The sequence below is a fragment of the Methylocaldum sp. GT1BB genome, from assembly GCF_051027545.1.
GTDB lineage: Bacteria > Pseudomonadota > Gammaproteobacteria > Methylococcales > Methylococcaceae > Methylocaldum.
Window position 1 is genome coordinate 3,278,605 of record NZ_CP194902.1, and the last position, 19,805, is coordinate 3,298,409.

Sequence of the window (19,805 nt, forward strand, 5' to 3'; positions counted from 1 at the left end):
CTTATGAATTCAACGGTCTATCAAGTTAAGACGGATCAGCCAGCGAAAACCCGCATCGTCGACGAAAAAAATGCTGGATTCGAAGTCAGGAAGGCGAGGTTGTGAGGCGAAAACAAGATCCGACAGACGAACCTGTCGGGAAAAATGCTGGAGTGCCTATGGCGGGAAGCTTGCAGTCCGGTGTTGACCGGACGCATTGGCGATTTGCGTCCTTGTATTCATCTATGGGCTGGTTGAATCGTGCATGACAATCGGCTGAACCCGTCATCGAAATTTGCAAGCGAAGGTCGAAAAAAAGTATGAAGCCGTCCGAAACGCGGCTTTCGAAAATCCTTATCTCCGAGAAGAGAGCATCTGCGCGGCAGGCAATAGGGTCGCCCGTTTTCTCCGCGCAGTTCCGATCGCACTCGTCCGATGAGCTGGTTCTTGTGCAGCCAGTGCGTCTGTTCCAGCAGTCTAATCCCTTACGCCGAACCGTACTCCGTCGCCGACGCGATGACGCAATCGTTCAGAACCTTTCGATCCGATCCAGTGCCTGCGCCAGGGTCGCAACCGTACGCTCGATGTTTTGCAACTTGTCTAAGCCGAACAAACCCAGGCGGAAAGTCTTGAAATCGGGGCTTTCGCCGCATTGCAGCGGGACCCCGGCCGCGATTTGCAGACCGAGATCGGCGAATTTCTTGCCGGTTTTGATGGCGTCGTCGCTGGTGTAGCACACTACCACGCCGGGGGCGCCGAACTCGGCCGCAGCGACCGATTTGATGCCGCGCTCGGCCAATATCCCACGCACCCGGCGACCGAGTTCCAGTTGCTCATCGCGCGCCTTGGCGAAGCCGTAGGCTTCAGTTTCGCGCATCACCTCGCGTAAAGCGCGCAGGCCATCGGTTGGCATGGTGGCATGGTAGGCGTGTCCGCCCTGTTCGTAGGCCTCCATGATTTGCAGCCATTTTTTGAGGTCAGCGGCAAAACTGGTGCTGGCGGTGTTCTCGATACGGTCGCGCGCCGCCGGGCTTAATACCACCAGCCCACAGCAGGGCGGGGCGCTCCAGTCTTTTTGCGGTGCGCCGATCAAGATGTCCACTCCGATTTGGCGCATATCGACCCAGACCGTGCCGGATGCGATGCAATCGAGCACGAACAGGCCGCCAACCGCGTGTACGGCATCCGCCACGGCGCGAAGATAGTCATCGGGCAGGATCATTCCCGCCGAAGTTTCCACATGCGGGGCGAACACGAGATCCGGCTTCTCGCGGCCGATCGCGGCAACGACTTCTTCGATCGGCGGCGGGGCGTAGGCGGGCTGCGGTCCGGACTCGACGGGGCGCGCCATCAGGACGGTGGATTCCGATGGGATGCCGCCCATCTCGAAGATTTGGGTCCAGCGATAGCTGAACCAGCCGTTGCGGATGACCAGACACTTCTTGCTCGTGGCGAACTGGCGCGCCACGGCCTCCATGGCAAAGGTTCCGGAGCCGGGCACGATGACGGCCGTGTGGCCGTTGTGCACAGTTTTCAGGATACGCGAGATGTCGCGCATGCTTTCCTGAAACACCTTCGACATGTGGTTGGTCGCACGGTCGGTGTAGACCACCGAGTACTCAAGCAGGCCATCCGGATCGACGCTGGGTAGTAATCCAGGCACGGGTTTGTCTCCTCGTTGTTGATTTTGGCACTAATGCAATTTATGCGCCGTCTACGTTTGTGCTGATGCGCCGCTAGTACACCCGTCGAGTTCGTGGAGACGCGGTCGTAGCGGGAGCTCTGCATTGCCGAGCTCGGTGACGACCACCGCTTCCGATTGTCGGCAATACGACAAGCGCGAGCTTGCAATGGCATGGTGTAGCGCGCCAGAAGTTGTGGACGTCAACTCCGCCTTTTCCGGCGGGGGCGTGGCGGGCGCGCCGCTCATTATCCTGTTTTTGCGCATCGGATGCTCACGATACTCCGCTCAGCACTCCGGCACGTTCACCGGAATGTGTACCGCAAGACCACCCTCGGCGGTTTCTTTGTAGCGGCCATTCATGTCCTTTGCGGTCTCCCACATGGTCTGGATCACCGCATCGAGGCTGACCCTGGCGTCCGCCGGATCGCTGTCCAGGGCGATGGTCGCTGCGGTGATGGCTTTGACCGCGCCCATGGTGTTGCGTTCGATGCACGGAATCTGCACCAGCCCTCCGACCGGATCGCAGGTCAATCCGAGGTGGTGCTCCATGGCGATTTCCGCCGCCTGCAAGACCTGCTCCGGTGTACCGCCCGAAACTTCCGCCAGCCCCGCGGCTGCCATGGCGGACGAAACGCCGATTTCGGCCTGGCAGCCGCCCATGGCGGCGGAGATGGTGGCGTTTTTCTTGAACAAGGTGCCGATCTCGCCGGCAGTGAGGATGAAGCGGATGACCTTGTCTTCGTCGAAGCCGTCGACGAAGCACCAAGCGTACATCAACACCGCGGGAATCACCCCGGCGGCGCCGTTGGTGGGTGCAGTGACGACTCGTCCAAAGGACGCATTTTCCTCGTTGACCGACAGGGCGAAACAGACCACCCACCGGTCTACGTTGGCGAAATCACGGGGTTGACGCCGCAGAAGATCGGACCATTGTTCGATCGTCGTATAGTCGGCGCCGTTCAGCAATTTGCGGTGCATTTCCGGTGCCCTGCGCCGGACCCGCAAGCCGCCCGGCAGATAGCCTTCGCGGTGCACGCCGCGGAAGATACAGTGCCGGATTTCCCGCCATAGCCGAAGCGCCTCGGCGTCGATCTCGTCCCGGCATCTCCAGGCCTGCTCGTTCAAATAGGTCAAATCGGAGACCGACAAACCCAGCGCTCTGCAATTTCGCAGCAAATCCTGCCCCGAGTGGCAGGGATAAGGCGTCACGACGCGCGCCGCCGAAGCCTGCTCCATGTCATCGTCTGCGGCCACGAACCCGCCGCCCAGAGAGTAGTAGATACGCTCGAGAATTTCGCCGTCTGTAAGGATCGCCCGAAAACACATCCCGTTGGCGTGGCGCGGCAGGGTGGTCGAGCTCTCGAACACCAGGTCCCGTTCGCAGACGAAAGGAAGATTCCGTTTTCCGCCCAAGGGCAGCCAACCGCTGGCCTTGATAGCCGCGATCCGGTCCGGAATGACGGCCGTGTCGATCAGCGTGTAATCCTCGCCGGAAAGTCCCATCAACACGGCTACGTCGGTGCCGTGCCCGCGGCCGGTTTTGGCGAGGGAGCCATACAGCCGGACGGTCAAGGATTCGACCCGGTCCGGGTCGCCCAAGGCTTCCAGAAACAGCGATGCTGCCCGCCATGGTCCCATCGTGTGGGAGCTGGAAGGGCCGATACCCACCTTGATGATTTCGAACGCACTGATGGAATCCATAACTTTCGCTGCTGCGAGGAAGACGAACGGAGGAACGATTCAACGCTTAACCGGGCCTTACCATACCACGATCCGGAAATCGGCCACCAAAAAGGCTCTCCGATTTCTTGCGACGCACTCGTTCGTAATACTCCGTCGCTACCGGAGAAGTTCCCCGTTTTCTAACAATGGCTCCCGTAAAGGCTGTCTTCGACCGTCCAGGCAATAGAGCGTTTTTCATCCCGGTGTACGGATTCGTGTTCGGGCGGGAAGAACGTAGGTCGGCAATCCCTTGCCGACTTATCGGCTCGGCAAAGGACTTTGTGGGAAGGGGCGTCCTGGCGCTCCCAGGACGGCCGTTTTGCGATTGGAAGGGTCATTCGGGCGCTCCCCGGATGACCGTTTGCGATTGGAAGGGTCGCGACTAAAGCGACCGTTTGCGATTGGGAAGGGATTGCCGACCTACCTATCGGGCTCCCTGATACCGGATCGGAAAATGCTCCAGGGTTTGAAGGACGAGCCTTTTGGGCAGCAAGATCCCTGCTGGATTGCTGATTTCATTGTTCGGTCCGAATGCGGCAATGTCACAGCCGTTTCGCAGCTTCCTCACATGATTTTTGCCTTGTTTTAGCCCAACAGGCGGGAACGTGAGTTAGGAATTAATGCACTAACGGATATTCGCTCCGAAGACCTTTAGCCAAGGAGGGCCGGTCATGCGTACACCCCGCAAATTTCCCTTTCTACCCGTTGCAGCCTTGCTGGCGGTTGTCGGTCTTGTCGTTGCAACGCTCCCGAATCCATGGGTTCATGCCGGTCCGGAGTCGATCATTCAGGCATCCGTGGGCGAGGAACATGACGACTCCGCCGAAAACGGAAACGGACGCCAAGAACAGGGCGATTCTGCCGAAACATTCCGAAATCCACCCGAAGTCGCGAGTTCGGATGGCGCCTTGAACGTCATGCTTACCGCCGGCAAGCGGGAAATCGAGATTGGCGGGCAGAGCGTCGTCGCCATGGTGTTCAATGACAGTTATATCCCACCGACGCTGAGAGTTCGGCCCGGTGATACCCTGAATCTCGAGCTGGTCAATTCGCTGGAAAATTCGACGAATCTGCATCACCACGGCTCGAACGTGTCGCCGCTGGATAATGGCGACAATGTCTTCGTCGATATCATGCCGAATACGCGTTATCGGCAACGAATCGTATTTCCCGACGAGCACCCTGCGGGCTTTCTGTGGTACCACCCTCACATGCACGGTTTGGTCGAGGCGCAGATTTTCGGAGGCATGTCGGGTGGCCTGATCGTCGAGGGCATGCTCGATCCGTTTCCGCAGTTGAGCGGCATCAAGGAGCGCATCATGCTCCTCAAGGATTTTCAGAACATCGGCGGCGAGATCCCTTCGGACAACATCGATAGCAATGCCGGCACGACCCGCACCGTCAACGGCATGGTCAACCCGACCCTGAAGATTCGCCCAGGGGAAACGCAGTTTTGGCGGATCGGCAATATCGGAGCGGATATTTATTACCGTCTGAAGCTGGACGATCACGTACTTTATGAAATCGCCGCGGATGGCAACCGCCATACCGAGCTCGTGCCGCGGGACGAAATTTTACTGCCGCCCGCATCGCGCACCGAGGTGTTGATTCAGGGCGGTCGCCACGGAATCTATCAACTGCGCACTCTCGCCGTCGATACCGGGCCCGATGGGGATCAGTATCCGGAAGTGGTGCTGGCGACCTTGATTTCAGAAGGTGCCGAGCGCGAACCGGTCGAGCTTCCGACCGCGGACCAATTCCCTCCGGTGGAGGATTTGCGCGGGCATCCCGTTGCCCAGCACCGCAGTTTCCAATTCTCGGAGGATCCCGACACCAACCAGTTTTACATCGAGGGCAAGCAGTTCGATCCGAATCGCGTCGACACCCAAGTCAAGCTAGGGGATGTGGAAGAATGGACGATCGAGAATGTGACTGACGAAATGCACGTGTTTCACATACATCAGCTCGATTTTCAGGTCACAGAAATCGACGGGCAGCCGGTGCCTTTTACAGGCCGGCAGGATGTGGTCAATCTTCCCGTGAAAAGCCGAGTCAAGCTGCTGATTCCGTTTACCAATCCGGTGATCGTCGGCAAGTTCGTATACCACTGCCATATCGTGGCGCACGAGGACAACGGCATGATGGCCACCGTGGAGGTGGTCCCCTGATCTCGCTGACGGGGACGGTTCAGTGCCGAATGGAAAAGCCGGACACCTTCCTAATCCTGTGGTCGGGCTGTGGCTGGCCATAGAAGGAAGTCAACCAATGAAAACCTGATACCGTCCCGGAAAAGAACGGCGAAAAGGGCTTGTGCTATATTTTGCTTGCTCATTCGTCATGCATCTGCCGGAATCAGTTGCCAGCAAATACTCTGGTATAGCCACTGAGCGGGAAGTGTTGGTTATGCTTGGTAATCATTACTATAAGAACAATGTTTAACGTCAATCGTGTTTTTTCGGCGCGTAACGGTACGACAGGGCAGGTCGAATGGTTTTTCGAGGCTAGGGAAGGCATCATGGGGCCGTATGAATCTGCGGCATCTGCAAATAAAGCCCTCGGGGAGTTCAAGGAGCGTTGCATGCGTCTCGGATGCAGCGGCGGTAGAACCGACGATCCAAAGCTTGGTTTCAAACCCCTCCAAAGCGCCTCGGCCTCGACCACAATGAAATTGGAAATAATCAAGGAAGAGTAACGTTTGATTCGAAAAAGCGATCCGAACCCCTCATGTCGAACACGCTCGGAGCGTCAATGAGCGGCTCCCGGCCAGCATGACGTGCGGACGGAAACGAACGTTCTGAGCTGTGCGGCATCAGGCAAATAGCGAAAGCCTTACGCCTTCTTTCTTGCGTATGAGATCAATCACGTAAAGAACCGCCCCTTCAATTAGAGCATTTTCATACCGACTGTACGGGCACTCGCGCGTAGGTCGGGAATCCCTCCCAATCGCAAACGGTCGCTTTAGTCGCGACCCTTCCAATCGCAAACGGCGTCTTCGGGAGCGCCGAAGCCGCCCTTCCCGACGGTGCCGTTGGGGTAACGGGTTCGTCGGCAAAGGATTGCCGACCTACGAATGCTTGAATCCATTCACCCGAGCCGAAGGCGCCAACGACTCCTGCCAGGCCTGTTTTGCCGTACGAGCGAGATGAAAACGCTCTAAGTACATTCAGGGAAGTCTTGCGGCATAGACAACCTGCAGGACAACCCCGCCAATCAAGCCAATCTGTCGAGATTCCGCAAATATTTGCGGAATGTACTTAGTACCGTCAAAGGTCGAACGAGCGCGAGCCCAAGCCGCCCGTTGTCTCAACGCTCACCGCTTAATGGCGGCTCATCGGAAGCGAACCATTCACCTGAACTGACCGATCACGCCCTTTGAACTTCCTATCCCCCCTATAGTCCTCCTTTACATAAAAGAAGGCGTCTATTTTTCCTGGGATTCCGGATCGCTCTTGCGCTTCAAGAGAAAGGTCGAAAACTATGTTGATCGGATACAAGACCCTCGCATTGTTGCTGCTGCCTGCATTCATCGGCGGAGTTGCTGAGGAGTCTGTTGCCCAAGACCCTCGCGACTGCCTTCCCGGATACGTCTGGCGAGCGGCGCGAGCAGACGACTTGGTCTGCGTCATTCCGCAATCCCGTGCCCTTGCTGCGGATGAGAACGCCAAAGCCCCGTTCAGGCGCGAGCCGGGACCGCGCGATGGCGTCTACTATTGCTTGTCGGGCTTTGTCTGGCGCGAAGCATATGAGGGAGACACGGTCTGTGTTACCCCAGCTGCCCGACAGCGGGTGTGGGAAGAGAACGCACTCGCAGCATCGAGGACGGTTGCTGGAGGGGTAGACTTCCGCACTGTAGGTCAGCACACCTTGCTCGTAGGAGTCACCACCAGCCGTAACGCCTGGGAGAGTAGAACCTACAGTTCCACTTGCGGAGAGCTAACCCCGATGCCCGGAGTGATGGACGGCATGGTAGGGTGGGGACAGGCGGAGATCGGATGGCTCGGCGAAAATTGCTTCGCCTTCGTTCTTGAGCGCGCCGTGCAATTCGACTTCACTCTCATGGACATGATTCCGGACAAGATCGTCGACCGTGCCGTGCTGAGCTACGACGAGGTCGAAGCTCCTTCCTGTCCGCTTGTCGTGGGATACAGCTACCGATGCTGGCAAAACGGAGAGGGAAACTACGAGGTGAAAGCGAACGGCTGCGTGGAAGTGCGCATCCCTTCCATGGATTGGGTTCGTAATGGTGGAACGGTGCAGGGTAGACTCCCGACCTTCGCCAGCGGACAGCCGACATCGCGCATCAATGCACGTCAATGGGATGTAACCTCTCCGATCGCCTGGCAACTCTCCAGCCCCGCGCCTCCGCTGGGCGGAATGCGGGGGTATGGCGTTCTGCTGACCGGAGGCCCGTCGATCGATGGTCTAACGGCTCAGGACAACACGGTCTGTGTCTCGGATCTCTCCAACATCACGCTGGAGATCACCTATACCGTGCCCCCTTCCGGCGAATTTATACCACCCCGATGACGGCATGATAAGGGATAACTGAAATGCCACCCTCATGACCCCCAAGACATCGCGGCCGTGAACTGCACCGAGCCGTGGTTGTCGCAACATGGTCTCCTTGCGAAGCGCATGCGCAGTGGCACGTGTTCACTGTCATCCGCAGGGGGGGACGGAAAAGATCCGCGAGGATTCGTTACCAGCCACGCCGCCGGACGATTAGCATGTGACCGGAAAGTATTGCCTCGACGCCCCTAAAGGCCAAGATTATTACGGATGACCAAGGCGACTAGCTCTAAGGGCTAGGGCATGAGCCGGGCGCAGTGGCGGCGCTTAAGATCGCAAGCCCGATTGGTCGGTTTGGGTGAGTGCGTTTTTCGGAGACGTCTTCGGAAAGACGAGAAAGGTTTGCGCAGAAGAAAATATTGCAAACTTTCGTTTTACATGGTGGCCAGGGACGGAATCGAACCGCCGACACGAGGATTTTCAGTCCTCTGCTCTACCAACTGAGCTACCTGGCCAGTGGCGAATCGAGTTGCGTATTAAACCTGTTACGAGGTTCTCAGTCAAGCACTAATGTTTTAAATCGTCTCGGACGATTATTTGGTATCCGAAAAGGATTCGGGTGGAGTTTTGTCCGGGTATTCGCACAAGTCGGCGATCGGGCAAATGGGGCATTTCGGTTTCCGGGCGACGCAGGTATAGCGGCCGTGCAGGATGAGAAGGTGATGGGCATCCTTGAAATACTGTTTGGGAACGGTACGCTCCAGTTTCCTTTCGACCTCCAATACCGTTTTGCCAGGCGCGAGCCGGGTTCGGTTGGCGACGCGGAAGATATGGGTATCAACCGCGATGGTATGCTGGCCGAATGCGGTGTTGAGGATGACATTGGCGGTCTTGCGGCCTACACCCGGCAGTGCTTCCAACTCTTCTCTTGTTTGCGGCACTTGGCCGCCGTGTTTTTCCAGCAGCAACCGGCAAAGTCCGATGATGTTCTTGGCCTTGCTCGGATATAGGTTGATAGTCTTGATGTATTCCTTGAGACCTTCTTCACCCAAGGCGAGTATGGTCTCGGGCGTATTGGCGACCGGGAATAGCTCGGCGGTAGCCTTATTGACGCCCTTGTCGGTCGCTTGCGCCGACAGCACCACCGCGATCAGCAGCTCGAAAGGCGTCGAGTGCCTGAGCTCGGTCGTCGGCTCCGGGATCGCCGCGGCCAGACGCTCGAAAATCCGTCTGCGCTTTTCGGCGTTCATGATTCATGCATGGGAGATTTATGGAGCGAGTCTGTTTGGACCGGCGCAGTCTTGCCGAGAGCTTTCGTTTTCGCCCGGGCGTCGATGAGGTTTTTCACCGCGATCAGGAGGCCGAGGCCAATGAAGGCGCCAGGCGGGAGAATTGCCAGCAGAAATCCGTCGTAGTCGCTGAAGACGGGTAAAGTCCAGTTCTTGGCGATTTCGCCGAACATCAAGTCCGCTCGATTCAACACGGCACCGGTTCCTATCGCCTCGCGCAGGGCGCCGAGCATGACCAGTGCAAAGGTGAATCCCAACCCCACGAACAAGCCGTCCATGAGCGCGCGATCGACCGGATTCTTGGATGCGAAGGCTTCGGCGCGTCCGATGATGGCGCAGTTGGTGACGATCAGAGGTATGAAGATGCCGAGAATCTTATGCAGATCGTGGAAGAAGGCATTCATCAATAGTTCGATGACGGTGACGTTCGAGGCGATGATGAGTACGAACACCGGCAACCGGATTTCGGTCGCGACGTGATTGCGGATCAGCGAAACGATGACGTTGGAAAAGATCAGCGCCATGGTGGTGGCGAGACCCAGCCCCAGGCTGTTGATCACCGAATTGCTGACCGCCAGCAGGGGGCATAATCCCAGAAGCGCGACGAAGGCCTGGTTGTTGTGCCAGAGGCCGTCGCGGACGATTTTCTGGTATTTGGAAAAGTCGATCATGGATTCGATCCTAGGGAGCTTCCCGACTCTTGGTCAAATAGGCGCTCTTGGTTCCGCTCAAAGAAAATCAGGGTCTTGTAAACGGCTTTGACTACCGCGCGTGGCGTGATCGTCGCTCCGGTGAACTGGTCGAACTCGCCGCCGTCCCGTTTGACTTTCCAGCGGGATTCTGAAGGATTACTCAGCGAGCGGCCGTCGAAGCCCAATATCCAGTCCGATTTGTCGGTATCGATGGGATCGCCGAGTCCGGGCGTTTCGCGATGGCTGACGACCCTGACGCCGGCTAGCGAGCCGTCCGTGCGGACTGCTACCAGCAGTCTGATTGTGCCGTTGTAGCCGTCCGGAGCGACAGGGGAGAGCACGGCCGCCACGGGCTTGCCGTTTTTTCGTGCGCGATAAATGGTAACCGCTTTATCGGTGCCGAGGGTGAGGTCGCTGGCTGTTATGGTGTCGGCGAGAATATCGTTGTCGAACCAGTCGGCCGGAACCAAGGATTCCAAAGTGTGCAGCAGGACGGCCTGTTCGTTGGACTCGATGCGCTCTTTCGTTCCGTCGTGCACCAGGGCCACGAGTCCCATGCCGATGACGGCGAACACTCCGAGCGCGGCGGCTGCATTGATGATGGGCTTGGGCAAATTCATTTCGGATGTCCGTAGACCCGCGGACGGGTGTAGTGATCGATGGTGGGCGCAGCCAGATTCAACAGCAGAACCGCAAAGGCGACGCCGTCCGGATAGCCGCCCCAGGAGCGGATGACGAATACCAGTAGGCCGATCGATGCGCCGTAAATCAATCGCCCGCGCGGCGTGGTCGAGGCCGTGACCGGATCGGTCGCGATGAAGAAGGCTCCGAGCATGGCGGCTCCGCTGAAGCACTGGAACAGCGGCGTCGGGTAGACCGCCGGATCGATCAGGAAAAAGATCAGCGAAATGCCGAACAAGGCGCCCAAGAATCCGACCGGAATCTGCCAGCCGATGATGCCGCGTTTCAACATCCACAGTCCGCCCAGGAGAAAGCCGAAATTGACCCATTGCCAGCCGCGCCCGCCGATTCCTGCGAAAAGCCCCCCGGCCTGAATTTCGTCCAGTAACCGGTTTAGCCCGAGCTGGGTCTTGATCGTATCGAGCGGGGTCGCCATGGTGAGTGCGTCGAAAGTCATGTCCGACGGCAGCGTGCGGGTGAAGATCGCATTCCAGGCATCGGCAAAACTCAGCGCTGAACCGCTCAGTTCCTTGGGCGGAAGCCAGGCGGTCATGTGCTGGGGAAAAGAGATCAGGAGTACGGCGTAGCCGACCATCGCCGGGTTGAAGGGATTGTATCCCAGCCCGCCGTACAGGTGCTTGCCGATGACGATGGCGAAAAGCGCTCCGAAAGCCGTAAGCCACCAGGGCGCCAAAGGCGGCAGCGACACGGCCAGCAGCACGGCGGTGAGGGCAGCGCTATAGTCCCTAAGAGCAGGCGCAATCGGACGGCGACGCAAGGAGAGCATGGCGGCTTCGCCCAACTGCGCCGCGAGCAGGGCGATCATGCACTGCACGAGCACTCCAGGGCCGAATTGCCACACCAATGCCGCCAAGCCCGGAATCAGAGCAACGAGCACCTCCAGCATGATGCGGTTGACGCTGTTGACGGGGGCAAGGTAAGGCGCCTGGGCGGTCGGAAAACGCATGTGAGCGAGTGTTGGATGATGGATGTATTTCAAGTGGCTGTCGAATTTGGAAATGCCCGGCTAATCGATCTCCGAAGGCACCGCTTGAGCTTCGGATTCCGGGCCGCCTGGCGGAGTCTCGGTGTGAACGACCTTGGCGGACTCTCGACGAGTCTCGGCGCCTGCCGGCGGCACTACCGTTTCTTGCTTATCGCCATCAATCTGCGCGGCGCCTTCGCTTGACGGTGCCGATTTTTCCGCGCGGCGGAGTTTTGCGCGTTCGATAGCCTCGATGATTTCCGGCGACTTTCCTGTTCCCAGGTTCTCTTTCTTCCGCTTCGCGGCTTCCGCGCGCTCGCGCTTCTCCTGTTCCTTTCGAGCCTGGCGCGACTCGAAACGAAGGCGCGCATGATCGGCCTTTTCGCGCTCGCGCCGCTTGGCGATGGCCTTGCCTTTCGTGGCGCGGAAATGTTGGACGAGCGGAATGTGGCTGGGGCATACGACATCGCAGGAGCCGCACTCGATGCAGTCGAACAGATTGTAATCCAGCGCCCGTTCGATCTGGTCCGAACGGCCGTACCAGTAAAGCTGCTGCGGCAGCAGGTTCACCGGGCAGGCTTCGGCGCAAGCGCCGCAACGAATGCAGGGCAGGGATCGCTTTTCGCCGATCAGTTCGTTGCGGCCGGCCACCAGTATGCAGTTGGCCGATTTGGTCAAAGGCAGATTATCAGTCGGCACGTCAAAGCCCATCATCGGTCCGCCTAGAACGAGCCGCTCGGCTTCGTTGGTATAGCCGCCGCATTGTTGGATGAGATCGGCGAAAGGCGTACCGATCCGAGCCAGAACATTCTGTGGCTGTTTTACGCCGAGGCCGGTTACCGTCACAATTCGGGAAATCAAAGGAGTACCGTGAACGACGGCGTTATAAACCGCTGCGGCCGTTCCGACATTCTGGCAGACGATACCGATGTCGGCCGGAATGCCGCGCGTCGGTACTTCGCGGCCGGTCAGCACGCTGATCAATTGTTTCTCGCCGCCGGTGGGATAAATGGCGGGAACGCGCACGAGCTGAATAGCCTCGAAACCTCCGCGCTGCTTCGCCTTCTCCAGTGCGGCCAGCGCGTCCGGCATATCGTCTTCCACGGCCAGGAGACAGCGTTCCGCCTTCAGGATTTGGAGCAGGATTTTGGCGCCTTCCAGCACGTGGTTCGGATAGTGGCTGAGCAGGCTGTCGTCGCAAGTGATGTAGGGCTCGCATTCCGCGCCGTTCAGAATCAGCGTGTCGACCTTGCGATCGCTGCCCGGTGCCACCTTGACCGAGGTAGGGAACGCGGCTCCGCCAAGGCCGACGATTCCGGCTTCGTATATCCTGCGGCGCAGTTCGTCGGGAGAACACTGCCGGTAATCCTCTATGCCGGCGAAGTCCATGGCGGCATCCTCGCCATCGGTCTCGATGACGATGCACGATCCAGTCAGGCCGGACGGGTGGGGCAGAGGCAAGTCTTCGATCTTCCGGACGATGCCGGAACTGGAGGCGTGAATCGGCGGATAGAACGGGTGGTCGTCGCGGGCGATGACTTGGCCTTTCAGAACCCGGTCGCCCGGCGCGACGACGGGCTTGGAATCTTCGCCATTCCGCTGTTGCAGCGGAAAAAGCAGCCTTTCCGGTAAACGCGCGACGGCGAGCGGGGCTTTGCAGGACTCCTGCTTATGGCCATCCAGATGAAGGCCGCCATGGAAGTTCCAGAGTTTGAACAAGCTCATTGACCCACCGCTTTGGGTTCGGGCCATCGCCAGGTGGCCAGGGTTTCCTTAACGGGTTCCATGCGGATGCAATCCACCGGGCACGGCGCCACGCACAGTTCGCAGCCCGTGCATTCCGACGCAATGACCGTGTGCATGTGCTTGGCTGCGCCGAGGATCGCATCGACGGGGCAGGCCTGAATGCAAAGGGTGCAGCCGATGCATTTGCTTTCATCGATGATGGCAACGGACTTCGGTTTTTCGATGCCATGTTCGGCGCTCAAAGGCTTTGGTTCGACGCCCAGCAGATCGGCCAGCGCGATAACGCCTTCCTCGCCGCCCGGAGGGCACTGGTTGATGTCCGCATCGCCCCGCGCGATGGCTTCTGCATACGGGCGGCAACCGGGAAAACCGCATTGCCCGCATTGCGTTTGCGGCAATACGGCGTCGATTTTATCCACCAAGGGATCGCCCTCGACCTTGAAGCGCCGGGCTGAATAGCCCAGGATCAAGCCTAATAAAGCGAACAATGCGCAAACGACGAATACGGCCAACATGGATGAAACCGGATCAGCCCTTGACGAGGCCGGAGAATCCCATGAAAGCCATGGAAATCAGGCCGGCGGTAATCAAGGCGATAGCGTTGCCGCGGAAAGGTAAAGGAACATCGGATGCGTCTATTCGTTCGCGAACCGCTGCGAACAGAACCAAAACCAAGGTAAAGCCGAGAGCGGCACCGAAACCGTACAAAAACGACTCGATGAATCCGTGCTGAGACTGGACATTCAGCAGCGCAACGCCAAGCACCGCACAGTTGGTGGTAATGAGGGGCAAAAATATGCCCAGCACTTGATAGAGCAAGGGGCTCGACTTGCGTACGAACATTTCGGTGAATTGCACCACCACGGCGATGACGACGATGAAGACGATGGTGCGGAGATATTCCAGTCCCAGAGGGACCAGAAGATATTCGTTGGCGAGATAACTGCTCACCGAAGACAGGGTCAGTACGAAGGTCGTCGCCAGACCCATGCCCATCGCAGTCTCAAGTTTTTTGGATACGCCCATGAAGGGGCAAAGCCCGAGAAACTTGACCAAGACGAAGTTATTGACCAGGGTCGTGCCGACCAGGATGAGCAGGTAATCCTTCATTAAGGAAAAATCGGGGAAGCGGGTCGTGATTTGGAGGACGGAATTTTAAAGAAAAGCAATAACTTGTCAAACCATAAAACCGACTGAAATACTTTGTTTTTGCGGGACGTCGGCCATTACGGCATTCGGAGTAAGAGACGAGATCATTATTTAGGTTTTGTAAGGATAGCTCACGATAAGTTCACCGGGATGGTGCGCTGAGCCGAGAGTCGTGAAATGTCCCAATTTCGGAGTGCCCAATCGAGGACATCGTCCGTTTTTGCCGATTGCAAATCCGGAGGCGGGTTTTGGTTTAAGAGGGTCAACAAGCTAACCAAGGTCGATGATGGATTTTGCCCATCCACGGGATCGGCGTAGGTCTGTTTGCTCAGTTTGAGTCCCATTTGATCTAGGAGAACCGGAACGTGCGCGTATACCGGAGTGGGCAATCCGAGTAGCCGCTGCAAATAAATCTGCCGGGGCGTGGAGTCGAGCAAATCGACGCCCCGAACCACTTCGGTAATGCCTTGTTCGTCATCATCGAGCACGGTTGCCAAATGGTAGGCATAAACTGCATCGCGCCGGAAGACGATGAAGTCTCCGACGTCGTTCGCCAGATTCTGTGTCACTGGTCCCTGGAGCATGTCCTCGAACGTTACCGCAGCGTTTTCCGTTATGACGCGCAAGGCATGAGAGTCGGTCACAGGTTTCTTGTTCCTGTTCCGGCAGAACCCCGGGTAAATCGATGCGTCCGTATTTCCGTCAGAGAACGACGCAAGGTCTTTGCGCGAGCAGGTGCAGGGATAAAGGAGCTCTTGATGATCGAGCCGCGCAAGTGCGGCTCGATAGGCCTCCAAACGCTCGCTCTGATAGAGGATAGGCCCGTTCCAGTGCAAACCGAATGTTTCCAGGGTGCGAAGAATCCGGTCTGCTGAATCGGCAATGGTGCGAAAAGGGTCGACATCGTCGATTCTCAAATACCATTCGCCTTGCTGCGATTTGGCTTGGAGAAAACTGGCGAGAGCTGTGTAGAGGGAGCCTAAATGCAGGGGGCCGGTAGGCGATGGCGCGAAACGGCCCCGGTATTTTGGCTTAGAAGAGGTCGTCGAGAATCGGGTGTCGTTCAAGTCCGAGGATGAATGGACCAAAGATTAGCCGACTTGCTTTTCCCGGATTTCATCCAGAGTCTTGCAGTCGATGCACTGGGTCGCCGTCGGCCGCGCCTCGAGGCGCCGCAGGCCGATTTCCACGCCGCAGGTCTCGCAATAACCGTAATCGCCACGCTCGAGATTTTCCAGGGATTCTTCGATCTTTTTGATGAGTTTCCGTTCCCGGTCGCGGGTACGCAGTTCCAGGCTGAATTCGGATTCCTGCGTCGCGCGGTCGTTCGGGTCCGGGAAATTAGCCGCTTCGTCCTGCATGTGATGCACCGTCCGATCGACTTCCTTCATGAGTTCCGCCTTCCAATTCTGTAGAATGCGACGGAAGTGCTCGACTTGAGCCTCATTCATGTATTCTTCGCCTTCCTTGAGCGGGTAAGGCGTGAAGCTGAAAGGTGTCACATGGGTATCGGCTTTTTGGGCGCTGGACATCCGTAAACTCCTAAACCAAGTTCAAAAACCGGATATTACTAGCAGACAAATCGCGGTTCTGCAAGATGGCCGGCGTCTGCTAACGAGATTGCTGGGACACTTTAAGGCGATTCCGCCGTGTTACGGATGCAAAAATGATGATTTCGAATCGTATGGCTGGCATACAGCCCTTCTACGTGATGGAAATTTTGTCGCGTGCCAATGCATTGGAGCGCCAGGGGCGGGACATTATTCATATGGAAATCGGCGAACCGGATTTTCCGACGCCTCCGCTGGTTATCCAACACGCGACCGAATTCATGCGCCGCGGAGAAATAAAGTATACGCCGGCTGCCGGGCTGCCCGAGCTTCGCGAGGCTATATCGAAATATTACCGCGACCGCTACGGCGTATATGTCGCGAGTGAACGAATCTTTGTCACTCCAGGCGCCTCGGGCGGCTTTCTGTTGGCGATGGGATTGCTGCTTAATGAAGGCGACGAGGTTCTGTTGGCGGATCCTGGCTATCCATGTTATGCGAATTTTGTTCGACTTTTTGGTGGCACTCCTTCGTTGGTTCCCGTAGACGCGTCAACGTGCTTCCAGCTCAATTCGGACGTCCTGTCCGCCCACTGGGACAGCCGAACAAAGGGCGTTGTGATCGCATCGCCCTCGAATCCCACTGGAACCGTAATGCAATCGGATGCGTTGAAGAGACTCACCATTGAATTGGAGCGGCGATCGGGGTTTTTGATATCAGACGAGATCTATCACGGACTCGAATATGACGAGCCTTCACCGACGGCTCTATCGCTCTCGGATCGGGTTTTCGTGGTCAACAGCTTTTCGAAATATTTTGGCATGACAGGCTGGCGGGTCGGCTGGCTTGTGGTTCCTGCCGACTACATCGAAAGTGCCGAAAAACTTGCACAGAACATTTTTATTTCTACGCCCGCCCCTTCACAATATGGCGCCCTGGCTTCCTTTACCGAAGCGAACTTACAAGAATTGGAGCAGCGACGACGCGTTTTTCAGGAAAGAAGAGACTTTCTTTGTGAGCAGCTGTTGAGCATTGGATTTACATTAAACACCATCCCAAATGGTGCTTTTTATGTGTACGCTGATTGCCGGCGGTTTACGTCGAATAGCTTTGATTTTGCATTGAATTTGTTAGAGGAAACCGGCGTGGCGACAACTCCGGGTAAGGATTTCGGAAAAAATTCGCCCGAAAGTCATCTTAGATTTTCATATGCGGTCACTCTTGAGCGATTGGCTGCGGCCATAACTCGGATAAGACAGTTTGTGCAGCGCTAATCCTATATGCGACGCTAGACTGCATAATGAGATATTTAAAATATAAGTTGTTAAATCAATCGGTTAGCGCATCCTGGCTGGCGTGATAGCGATCCTCTGGGTGAAATAATCAGTCTTAGGGGCGCGCAACAGCTATGCTAGACTTTGTATGCTTCCTGAGCCGGCGAGATGGGGCGCCGCATTGTAAATCGAGAGCGAAGAGCCAGGCTTTTTGTGCTTGCATCAGACCCGACGTTCCACAAAACCGCGCCGCTTAAACAAAACAAATGTTGGTTTTATGTCAGGGTTTCGGCTGACCTTGTTTTCACCTCGGGTTTCGTGAGCGAGCTGTTTTAAGAAAAAGCTAATTGGGGATAGATATTATGCGTCTTTTTAATTATGGAGCTTTGTGCGGAATTTTATTCTGCGCCTCTTTACTCGTGGGATGTGCTCCACTCGCACCAAACGTAGACCCGCCCTCGGAATATACCTACATCATCGGGCCAGGCGACAGCATTGAAATGTTTGTCTGGGGAAATCCCGAAGTATCTCGCACCATACCGGTTAGACCGGACGGAAAAATCAACGCCCCTTTGGTTGAGGAACTACCTGCATCGGGCAAGACGCCCTTTCAGCTCGCGCGCGATATCGAAAAGGAATTAGCAAAATATATTCGAAACCCGCTAGTAACCGTAATTGTGAGTAATTTTGTCGGTCCTTACAGTGAGCAAGTTAGAGTTGTTGGGCAAGCTGCAAAACCTCAGGCTGTACCTTATAAAGAAAATATGTCTCTGCTCGATTTAATGATTTTAGTTGGTGGGGTTACCGATTATGCGGCTGGCAACCGAGCTACTATCGTAAGGACATTAAATGGTGTTAAGCAGCAACTTAGAGTTCGTATCGATGATCTGCTCGAGGATGGCGATATCACGGCTAATGTAAATATTCTACCAGGAGATGTTTTAATTATTCCGGAAGCTTATTTTTAGCCTGTTTCGCATAGGAGCTAATTTCCATGCATGAACTAATCGCCGAGGTTCTCGGTCATATCCAAGGCGCAACCCGTTATAAATGGCTTTCTATTGCTTTGGCATGGGTAATTAGTCTTGCGGGTTGGGTTTTTGTCGCGCAAATGCCTAACAAGTATGAGGCAAGTGCGCGCGTACATGTGGATACTCGCTCTGTTTTGCGTCCTCTGCTTTCCGGCTTGGCTATTCAGCCAGATGTTTCCGGCCAAATTCGATTAATGTCGAAATTGATGTTCAGTCGCCCAAACTTGGAGAAAGTGGCTCGGATGACCGACTTGGATTTAGGCGCGAAGGATGAAGCATCCATGGAAAAGTTAGTCAGTCACCTGCAATCGGCTATGAGCATTACTGGCGGAGAAAATAATCTATTTACGATTAGCGCAGAAGACCAAAATCCAGCGGTAGCAAAGAAGATTGTTCAGGCATTATTAACTATTTTTGTTGAGCAAACACTCGGAGAGTCGCGGGAAGATTCAAATTCTGCGCAGAAATTTCTGGACCAGCAGTTAAAGGAGTATGAAACACGTTTGCAAGCCGCTGAGAAGGCAAGAGAGGATTTCAAGCGAGCCAATTATGGATTGTTGCCGGAGCACGGGGGCGACCTTTATGGACAGCTCGGCACGCTTAACGGACAGCTCGAGGAGGCTAAGATGGCTCTGCAAGAGGCTGTCTATCGGCGCGAAGAAATGCAGAGGCAGCTGGATGAAGAGGAGCCGTCATTCACGGATTTTGGGAGCCAAGTTGCAGCAAGTCCTTTGGATACGCGTATTCAAGCGTTGCAAGCTCGATTGGATGAATTGTTGCTGAAATACACGAAGGGACATCCCGAGGTTATGGCGATTAAAAAGAGCATAGTCGAATTGGAACGGCAGAAAAAAAAGGAAGAGGAGGAGGCCGCATCGGAAGAAGATACCAGTTCTGGCATGGGGGGCGAGACAAATCCGGTTTTTCAACAGAAGAAAATTGCGCTTGGCGAGGCGGACGCTAATGTCGCCTCCTTGAACTCACGAGTCAAAATCTTCGAGGAAAAGATAGAGAACCTGAAGAAACAAATGGATGACCGTTTAAAAGTGGAGACTCAGTTGCAGGGTCTCAATAGAGATTATGCAGCGATTAAGGAAAATTATGATGCACTCCTGAAACGGCGCGAGACAGCGAGAATGTCGGAAAGCGTAGAGCAGAGCACGGATAGCGTTAAATTCAAGATTGTCGACCCACCTCAAGTACCTACGAAACCTTCTGCTCCCAATCGCATTCTATTATCGGTTGGGGTTTTCGCGGCAGGTATAGTGGTGAGTATAGGGTTGGCTGTGTTTTTGGCGCTGCTCCGGCCGGCATTCAATACCATGAATAAAGTTCGAGAGGTTACAGGACTGCCTGTACTTGGCAGCGTTTCCATGAATTGGATTCCGGAAATTAAGGAACGGAAATGGCGTGAGTTTCTAGCTTTTACGGCTGTATTTGCCATGTTATTCGTAGTATTCGTTGGGGTAATCTTGCTGGAAATTAGGGGTTATCATCTTCCGTCCTTCATTTAG

The 19,805-nt window shown here is 56.0% G+C and carries 17 protein-coding genes and 1 tRNA gene; 6 read left to right on the plus strand and 12 right to left on the minus strand.

What is annotated here, in order from left to right; translation table 11 throughout:
- Positions 1 to 508: 508 nt before the first annotated feature.
- On the minus strand, positions 509 to 1,642 hold the full coding sequence (locus ACR2TX_RS16115; protein WP_077732338.1) for an aminotransferase class V-fold PLP-dependent enzyme: 1,134 nt from the start codon (positions 1,640 to 1,642) through the stop codon (positions 509 to 511).
- A gap of 306 nt (positions 1,643 to 1,948) precedes the next feature.
- On the minus strand, positions 1,949 to 3,364 hold the full coding sequence (locus ACR2TX_RS16120; protein WP_077732339.1) for an L-serine ammonia-lyase: 1,416 nt from the start codon (positions 3,362 to 3,364) through the stop codon (positions 1,949 to 1,951).
- A 692-nt stretch (positions 3,365 to 4,056) separates the two neighbouring features.
- Between ACR2TX_RS16120 and ACR2TX_RS16125 the strand changes: the two genes are divergently transcribed.
- The 3 genes from ACR2TX_RS16125 to ACR2TX_RS16135 all read left to right on the plus strand — a co-directional run bounded on the left by ACR2TX_RS16125 (position 4,057) and on the right by ACR2TX_RS16135 (position 7,912).
- Positions 4,057 to 5,553: a multicopper oxidase family protein gene (locus ACR2TX_RS16125; protein WP_434112357.1), complete on the plus strand. Its 1,497-nt coding sequence runs from the start codon at positions 4,057 to 4,059 to the stop codon at positions 5,551 to 5,553.
- 263 nt (positions 5,554 to 5,816) lie between these two features.
- A complete protein-coding gene (locus tag ACR2TX_RS16130; RefSeq protein WP_143735288.1) occupies positions 5,817 to 6,077 on the plus strand; it encodes a hypothetical protein in 261 nt (86 codons plus the stop codon).
- A 785-nt stretch (positions 6,078 to 6,862) separates the two neighbouring features.
- Positions 6,863 to 7,912 carry a hypothetical protein gene (locus ACR2TX_RS16135; RefSeq protein WP_139841175.1) on the plus strand — a complete coding sequence of 350 codons (1,050 nt, stop codon included), beginning with the start codon at positions 6,863 to 6,865 and terminating at the stop codon, positions 7,910 to 7,912.
- 421 nt (positions 7,913 to 8,333) lie between these two features.
- Here ACR2TX_RS16135 and ACR2TX_RS16140 read toward each other — a convergent pair.
- From ACR2TX_RS16140 to dksA, 10 genes are all read right to left on the minus strand, one after another.
- Positions 8,334 to 8,409 (minus strand) — tRNA-Phe (locus tag ACR2TX_RS16140).
- Positions 8,410 to 8,487: 78 nt separating this feature from the next.
- On the minus strand, positions 8,488 to 9,144 hold the full coding sequence (nth, locus tag ACR2TX_RS16145) for an endonuclease III (RefSeq protein ID WP_086135637.1): 657 nt from the start codon (positions 9,142 to 9,144) through the stop codon (positions 8,488 to 8,490).
- Positions 9,141 to 9,854 (minus strand): electron transport complex subunit E, encoded by a 714-nt coding sequence (locus ACR2TX_RS16150; RefSeq protein ID WP_077732345.1) that lies wholly within the window; start codon positions 9,852 to 9,854, stop codon positions 9,141 to 9,143. The genes nth and ACR2TX_RS16150 overlap by 4 nt, the downstream gene beginning before the upstream one ends.
- The gene (gene rsxG, locus ACR2TX_RS16155; RefSeq protein WP_077732346.1) at positions 9,851 to 10,495 is read right to left on the minus strand and encodes an electron transport complex subunit RsxG; all 645 of its coding nucleotides are present in this window, start codon (positions 10,493 to 10,495) and stop codon (positions 9,851 to 9,853) included. Before rsxG ends, ACR2TX_RS16150 begins: the two co-directional genes overlap by 4 nt.
- Entirely contained in the window at positions 10,492 to 11,523 is a 1,032-nt protein-coding gene (gene rsxD, locus ACR2TX_RS16160; RefSeq protein ID WP_434130108.1) for an electron transport complex subunit RsxD, read from the minus strand. The genes rsxG and rsxD overlap by 4 nt, the downstream gene beginning before the upstream one ends.
- Before the next feature lie 60 nt (positions 11,524 to 11,583).
- On the minus strand, positions 11,584 to 13,266 hold the full coding sequence (gene rsxC, locus ACR2TX_RS16165) for an electron transport complex subunit RsxC (protein ID WP_434130110.1): 1,683 nt from the start codon (positions 13,264 to 13,266) through the stop codon (positions 11,584 to 11,586).
- A complete protein-coding gene (gene rsxB / locus ACR2TX_RS16170; protein ID WP_077732348.1) occupies positions 13,263 to 13,802 on the minus strand; it encodes an electron transport complex subunit RsxB in 540 nt (179 codons plus the stop codon). The genes rsxC and rsxB overlap by 4 nt, the downstream gene beginning before the upstream one ends.
- A 13-nt stretch (positions 13,803 to 13,815) precedes the next feature.
- Complete coding sequence (rsxA, locus tag ACR2TX_RS16175; protein ID WP_077732349.1) at positions 13,816 to 14,397, minus strand: electron transport complex subunit RsxA; 582 nt, start codon at positions 14,395 to 14,397, stop codon at positions 13,816 to 13,818.
- A 170-nt stretch (positions 14,398 to 14,567) separates the two neighbouring features.
- The gene (gluQRS, locus tag ACR2TX_RS16180) at positions 14,568 to 15,524 is read right to left on the minus strand and encodes a tRNA glutamyl-Q(34) synthetase GluQRS (RefSeq protein WP_434130113.1); all 957 of its coding nucleotides are present in this window, start codon (positions 15,522 to 15,524) and stop codon (positions 14,568 to 14,570) included.
- Positions 15,525 to 15,527: 3 nt separating this feature from the next.
- The gene (gene dksA / locus ACR2TX_RS16185; protein WP_077732350.1) at positions 15,528 to 15,968 is read right to left on the minus strand and encodes an RNA polymerase-binding protein DksA; all 441 of its coding nucleotides are present in this window, start codon (positions 15,966 to 15,968) and stop codon (positions 15,528 to 15,530) included.
- Between the two features lie 134 nt (positions 15,969 to 16,102).
- On the opposite strand from dksA, the gene ACR2TX_RS16190 reads away from it, so the two are divergent.
- The 3 genes from ACR2TX_RS16190 to ACR2TX_RS16200 all read left to right on the plus strand — a co-directional run bounded on the left by ACR2TX_RS16190 (position 16,103) and on the right by ACR2TX_RS16200 (position 19,805).
- On the plus strand, positions 16,103 to 17,260 hold the full coding sequence (locus ACR2TX_RS16190; RefSeq protein ID WP_077732351.1) for an aminotransferase class I/II-fold pyridoxal phosphate-dependent enzyme: 1,158 nt from the start codon (positions 16,103 to 16,105) through the stop codon (positions 17,258 to 17,260).
- A gap of 362 nt (positions 17,261 to 17,622) precedes the next feature.
- Positions 17,623 to 18,228, plus strand: a complete 606-nt coding sequence (locus ACR2TX_RS16195; RefSeq protein ID WP_077732352.1) for an XrtA/PEP-CTERM system exopolysaccharide export protein — start codon at positions 17,623 to 17,625, stop codon at positions 18,226 to 18,228.
- Between the two features lie 26 nt (positions 18,229 to 18,254).
- Positions 18,255 to 19,805 carry an XrtA system polysaccharide chain length determinant gene (locus tag ACR2TX_RS16200; RefSeq protein WP_156881046.1) on the plus strand — a complete coding sequence of 517 codons (1,551 nt, stop codon included), beginning with the start codon at positions 18,255 to 18,257 and terminating at the stop codon, positions 19,803 to 19,805.